This is a genomic window from Brevundimonas sp. (assembly GCF_036732845.1).
Taxonomy (GTDB): domain Bacteria; phylum Pseudomonadota; class Alphaproteobacteria; order Caulobacterales; family Caulobacteraceae; genus Brevundimonas.
Genome location: NZ_DAINBO010000013.1, coordinates 1 through 5,102 on the forward strand (window position 1 = coordinate 1; position 5,102 = coordinate 5,102).

Sequence of the window (5,102 nt, forward strand, 5' to 3'; positions counted from 1 at the left end):
CACCATCCGCATCCCGGTGCACATGATCGAGACGATCAACAAGATCGTGCGCACCAGCCGCCAGATGCTGCACGAGATCGGCCGCGAGCCGACGCCCGAAGAGCTGGCCGAAAAGCTGGCCATGCCGCTGGAGAAGGTGCGCAAGGTCCTGAAGATCGCCAAGGAGCCGATCAGCCTGGAAACGCCCATCGGCGACGAGGAGGACAGCCACCTGGGCGACTTCATCGAGGACAAGAACGCCGTCCTGCCGATCGACGCCGCCATCCAGTCGAACCTGCGCGAAACCACGACCCGCGTGCTGGCCTCGCTGACGCCGCGTGAAGAACGCGTGCTGCGCATGCGCTTCGGCATCGGCATGAACACCGATCACACCCTGGAAGAGGTGGGTCAGCAGTTCAGCGTGACCCGCGAACGCATCCGCCAGATCGAGGCCAAGGCCCTGCGCAAGCTGAAGCACCCGTCGCGGTCGCGGAAGCTGCGTTCGTTCTTGGACAGCTAAGGCTTTCGGACTAGGATCGCCGCATGGCCCCGATCCGTTCCAAGCCGCCGCACCCGACCATAAGGATCAACGGGATCCGGCGTGGCCAAGGCGGTCGAACGGTCGCATTCGGCAGGGTCGAGGTGGAGGCCGATGCGGTCGATCCTCGCGTGTTCGAGGCCAATGTCCGCGCCGGCCAGGAAGCGCTTGAACGCGCCGTCAAACGGATGTCCGTGGCGGGGGTCAGGTTCCAGAAGAAGCGTGGCGTCGCCAGCTATAGAGCCGATCCGAGAAACCCGGATCGGGTCATCCGCGAACTGCTAGGCAAGATCGAGAGCGGCGTATTCGAGAACGGCGAGTTCAAGGCCATCCCTTGATCGGCATCGACCAGGCGCTGGAAGTCGTGCTTGAGGCGCAAAGCCGATCTGACAAACCCTTGGCCGTGATCGTGGCGGGCCATAACGGCTCGGGCAAGTCCACGATGTGGTATCGCTCGCTGGCCGATACGCTGCGCATCCCGCTGATCAACGCGGATCGGATGATGCTGTCGATCCTGCCGGAAGCCCAGGCGGACGGATTCCTGATCGACTGGGCCGCCGAGCTTCGGGATGCCGACGAGAGTTGGATGCGCGTCGCCCAGAACGGCGTCCAGGCCTTCGTCGCCCAGGCCCTGGTCCAGGGCGTGCCGTTCGCCATGGAGACGGTGTTCTCGCACTGGCGCGAACACCCCGATGGGACCGTCGAGACCAAGGTCGACCTGATCCTTCAGATGCAGGCGGCGGGGTATTTCGTCGTCCTGTTGTTCGTGGGGCTGAGCAGCGAGCAGGTGTCGATCGGGCGCGTCGCCAACCGAACCGACGAGGGCGGCCATGACGTGGAGGTGGAAAAGCTGATCGACCGGTTCCCCCGCACCCAGAACGCCATTCGTCTGGCCGCGCCCGTCGCCGACGCCGCCGTATTCCTGGACAACAGCCGCACCAAAAAAGAGGCGTTCACCGTCTGTCGGGTCCAGTTGGGCGAGGACGAGCGGTTCGACATGCGCGCGACCCGCGCCGGGGCGCCGCCCGCGATCGAAGCCTGGATGACCAAGGTTTGTCCTACGTACATCGTCGCGTGATCCGCCAACATATCCGCAAGGTCTCGCGGCTTTGACGGCTGGACGCTGCGTCGTGTCCGGCTCATGGTGAACGCCGGTCTTTCGAGGGCGCGGCGACATGGTCGGCATCGGGCATTTGAAACAGCGGCTGGGCCAATACGCCGGGCTGTGGGTGGGGGGCTTCCTGTTGTCGGGGGCGGCGATCCTGCTGCTGATGACGCGGATGGACCTGATGGACGCCGCCGACCTGGTGCTGCCCGTCATGCTGGCCTTGACCGGTCTGGCCCTGGGCGTCGGGGTGGTGATGAGCTTCTTTTCGTCCGAGACGCCGTTGACCAAGATCCTGGTGCTGGTCCTGGCCCTGTTGCTGTTGCTGCCCCTGTTGTGGGCGCCGGTGTCGGCGGCGGTGGCGATCGCCTTCTTCGCCCATCGGTCGATCGAATATTCCGGCGCCTATGCGGCCTTCCGCATCGCCGTGTCGGACCTGCTGTGGCCGATTTCCCAAGGCTTCGGCTTCGGCGGCGTGCTGGAGGCGCTGTGGAGCGCCTTCCAGTGGACGGCCAGCATCGTTGGCTTCATCTCGGCCTGGGTGAACGCCTGGCCTGTGATCCGGCGCCTGCTGGGCCAGGAGGCGCCGACCACCGCCTGAAGAACGTCAGGCCTTCTGGTCGAAGATGACGCCGAAGCCGCCCCACATCATGCGCTTGCCGTCGAAGGGCATGTCCATGTCCTTCATGGCCGGGTCCTCCATCATCTTGGCCCAGGCCTCGTCGGCGGTCGCCTTGTCGGGCCAGCGCAGCCAGGAGAAGACCACCACTTCATCGTCCTCGCGCTTCACCGCCATGGGGAAGCTGGTGTGCGTGCCGTCGGGCACGTCCTCGCCCCAGGTTTCGACATGCTCCAGACAGCCGTAGCTCTGGAACAGCGGCCAGGCGGTCTCGGCGGACTTGATGTAGCGATCCTTGTCCTTGATCTTCACGGGGGTCAGGAAGCCGGTGACATAGCTCATGGTCTTCTCCAGGGGCTGAAGCGATCTCGGCCGACTGTAGCCGTTTTTTCCAAACGGCGCCGCGCGCCTCGGCGATCGATGATCTTGCGGGTGCAACGAGGCGGAGGCAGTCTGAGATCATGACCCAGACCGCACCCGGTGAACGCTACGCCTCGTTCGAGGCCTTCTATCCGTATTACATCCACCAGCATTCCAACCGGACCTGCCGACGGATTCATGTGGTGGGAACGGGTCTGGTGTGCGTGATCGCCGTGACCGCCCTGGTCACCCGCAACGCCTGGTGGCTGCTGGCCATTCCGGTGGTGGGCTATGGCTTCGCCTGGATCGGGCACTATGTGTTCGAGAAGAACCGGCCCGCGACCTTCCAATACCCGCTGTGGAGCGTGATGGGCGACTGGCGGATGTTCTTTGAGACGATCAGCGGCAAGCGCCGCTTCTGACGGTTCAGTGCGCGCCGGTCGCCGTCGCGGCCTGGGCCAGCAGCGTCTGTTCGCTGGGCTTGGCGTCCCATGAGGGCGGGCAGCCCTCGAAACGGCCGGCGTTCTGGATGGTCAGGGTGCGGGTGTTCCAGCGCATGGCCGGACGCATCGAGCCGCGGCCGTCGCCGGTGAACAGGTCGACCTTGGTCCCCTTGACCGCGCCGCCGGTGTCCGAGGCGTACCAGTAGCCGTCATGCAGCGTGCCGTCGGGCATGCGCATGCCGACCGTCTCGCGGATGAACAGGCGGGTGCGGCGAGGAATGACGCGCGGGTCGGTGGCGACGGTGCGCATGGCCACCGGGCGGCAGCCCAGGGAGTCGGCGCCGGTCGCCCCGCCGCCGCCCGCATGATACAGGGTCGCGCGGGCGCGCCAGTCGGGTTCGGCGGCCAGGAAGGCCTGCTGCTCGTCGGTCAGATCCAGGTCCTCGGCCGATCCGTTCGCCTCGACCCCGGCCGCATCGGCCGCGACGGCGGCCTGATAGCTGACGGGTTCCCCGGCCATCCCGCCGAAGGCGAGGGACCAGACCATGGCGAGCGCAGCGGCCGTGCCCAGCATCAATTCGACTCAAGCGACACCGGTCCCGACATGTCCGGCGGGCGGGCTTTTGGTGTGCGTCTGAGGCGAAAAAGTGGCGAACGGCGCCCGGTGCGACCAACTGTCCACAGAGACGTCGGATTGGCCCAGATCACGATGAATGCGGCGATGGGCGCGTTCAAATCATCGTCGATGGCCTTGAGCTGTATTCGTGGATGATCGTTTCTTGACTGGTGCGAGATTCTGAAGATTTACGCCGATGTAGTCTTCGAGGGTGGTTTGACGTTCAAGTGACGGCTGGGCCATCTCAAGATGGATTATCGGCGCGGGCGTGACGACGTCATGGCGTGCGCGGCGCGCCCCGGCCGTGGCGGCTGGATCGGGGCGGCAAGGGCGGCCTTCGCCATCGCCTGAAGTCCGGGGCGGCGCGACAAAGACTTCACTGGACGACGGCGCGGGCGCGTCCTAACCGAAACGGGTCGTTCGCCGCAGTCGGAACCGTTCCATGAAGCGTCTCGTCCTCGCCTCCGTCGCAGTCCTGGCCCTGGCCGCCTCCGCCGCCCAGGTGGACGCCTGGGGCAGCACCGGTCACCGCCTGGTGGGCGTGGCCGCCATGCGCGGCCTGCCCGGCGATCTGCCGGCCTTCCTGCGCACGCCGGGCGCGGCGGCCGATGTCGGCGAACTGGCGCGCGAGCCGGATCGCTGGAAGGGCGCGGGCCAGCCGCACGACCGCGAACGCGACACCGCCCATTTCGTCGATCTGGACGAAAACGGCCGGGTGATGAACGCCACGGGTCCGGCCGTCGACGCCCTGCCGCGCCTGAAGTCACAGTATGACGCGGCCCTGATCGCCGCCGGGCTGGACGTCAACGACGCCGGATACCTGCCTTACGCCATCATGGACGGCTGGCAGCAACTGGTGCGCGACTTCGCCTATATCCGCGTGCTGAACGCGGCCGAGGCGCGCGAGACCGATCTGGAGCGCCGGGCCTGGTACCGGGTCGATCGCGAACGCCGCGAGGCCCTGACCCTGCGCGACATCGGCGTTCTGGGCCACTATGTCGGCGACGGTTCGCAGCCGCACCACACCACCATCCATTACAACGGCTGGGATCGGAACACGCCGAACCCCGAGGGCTTCACCACCTCGCGCCAGACCCATGGCGATTTCGAGAACGCCTTCACCAGCCGGGTCGCGCGCCTGGACGCGGTGGAGGCCGCCATGCCCGCGTCGCGTGACCAGGCGGTCGAGATCAACGGCCGCATCGCCGCCTATCTGCGCGCCACCCTGACCGAGGTGACGCCCTTCTATCGCATGGAGAAGGCGGGTGCGTTCCGCGACACGGACCCGCGCGGGGCCGCGTTCGTGAACGCCCGTCTGGGCGCGGGCGCCGCCGAACTGCGCGACCTGATCGTCCTGGCCTGGCGCGCTTCGGCCGACGTCTCGATCGGCTGGCCGGCGGTCAAGGTGGCCGAGGTCGAGGCCGGAACCGCCGATCCGTGGA

8 protein-coding genes are annotated in these 5,102 nt (G+C 66.8%); 6 read left to right on the forward strand and 2 right to left on the reverse strand.

Features of this window, described 5'->3' with window-relative positions:
- From V7D63_RS06625 to V7D63_RS06640, 4 genes are all read left to right on the forward strand, one after another.
- Positions 1–499 (forward strand): sigma-70 family RNA polymerase sigma factor (locus tag V7D63_RS06625; RefSeq protein WP_333591476.1); only part of this gene is annotated, 499 nt, incomplete at its 5' end.
- A gap of 23 nt (positions 500–522) precedes the next feature.
- Positions 523–855: a hypothetical protein gene (locus V7D63_RS06630; RefSeq protein ID WP_333591477.1), complete on the forward strand. Its 333-nt coding sequence runs from the start codon at positions 523–525 to the stop codon at positions 853–855.
- A complete protein-coding gene (locus V7D63_RS06635; RefSeq protein WP_333591478.1) occupies positions 852–1,595 on the forward strand; it encodes a zeta toxin family protein in 744 nt (247 codons plus the stop codon). The genes V7D63_RS06630 and V7D63_RS06635 overlap by 4 nt, the downstream gene beginning before the upstream one ends.
- A 97-nt stretch (positions 1,596–1,692) precedes the next feature.
- Positions 1,693–2,223, forward strand: a complete 531-nt coding sequence (locus V7D63_RS06640) for a hypothetical protein (protein WP_333591479.1) — start codon at positions 1,693–1,695, stop codon at positions 2,221–2,223.
- Between the two features lie 6 nt (positions 2,224–2,229).
- On the opposite strand, the gene V7D63_RS06645 is transcribed toward V7D63_RS06640, so the two are convergent.
- The gene (locus V7D63_RS06645) at positions 2,230–2,583 is read right to left on the reverse strand and encodes a DUF1428 domain-containing protein (protein WP_333591480.1); all 354 of its coding nucleotides are present in this window, start codon (positions 2,581–2,583) and stop codon (positions 2,230–2,232) included.
- A 119-nt stretch (positions 2,584–2,702) separates the two neighbouring features.
- Here V7D63_RS06645 and V7D63_RS06650 point away from each other — a divergent pair, with 119 nt between their 5' ends.
- The gene (locus V7D63_RS06650; protein ID WP_333591481.1) at positions 2,703–3,023 is read left to right on the forward strand and encodes an Mpo1-like protein; all 321 of its coding nucleotides are present in this window, start codon (positions 2,703–2,705) and stop codon (positions 3,021–3,023) included.
- 4 nt (positions 3,024–3,027) lie between these two features.
- On the opposite strand, the gene V7D63_RS06655 is transcribed toward V7D63_RS06650, so the two are convergent.
- The gene (locus V7D63_RS06655; RefSeq protein ID WP_333591482.1) at positions 3,028–3,618 is read right to left on the reverse strand and encodes a 3D domain-containing protein; all 591 of its coding nucleotides are present in this window, start codon (positions 3,616–3,618) and stop codon (positions 3,028–3,030) included.
- Between the two features lie 484 nt (positions 3,619–4,102).
- Here V7D63_RS06655 and V7D63_RS06660 point away from each other — a divergent pair.
- Positions 4,103–5,102: S1/P1 Nuclease (locus tag V7D63_RS06660; protein ID WP_333591483.1), on the forward strand; the 1,000-nt coding region annotated here is incomplete at its 3' end.

What these genes read in the sequence shown, in the direction of transcription:
- V7D63_RS06640 (WP_333591479.1), top strand. Translation starts at nt 1,693, where the DNA reads ATGGTCGGCATCGGGCATTTGAAACAGCGGCTGGGCCAATACGCCGGG.
- V7D63_RS06655 (WP_333591482.1), bottom strand. Translation starts at nt 3,618, where the DNA reads ATGCTGGGCACGGCCGCTGCGCTCGCCATGGTCTGGTCCCTCGCCTTC.
- V7D63_RS06645 (WP_333591480.1), bottom strand. Translation starts at nt 2,583, where the DNA reads ATGAGCTATGTCACCGGCTTCCTGACCCCCGTGAAGATCAAGGACAAG.
- V7D63_RS06630 (WP_333591477.1), top strand. Translation starts at nt 523, where the DNA reads ATGGCCCCGATCCGTTCCAAGCCGCCGCACCCGACCATAAGGATCAAC.
- V7D63_RS06650 (WP_333591481.1), top strand. Translation starts at nt 2,703, where the DNA reads ATGACCCAGACCGCACCCGGTGAACGCTACGCCTCGTTCGAGGCCTTC.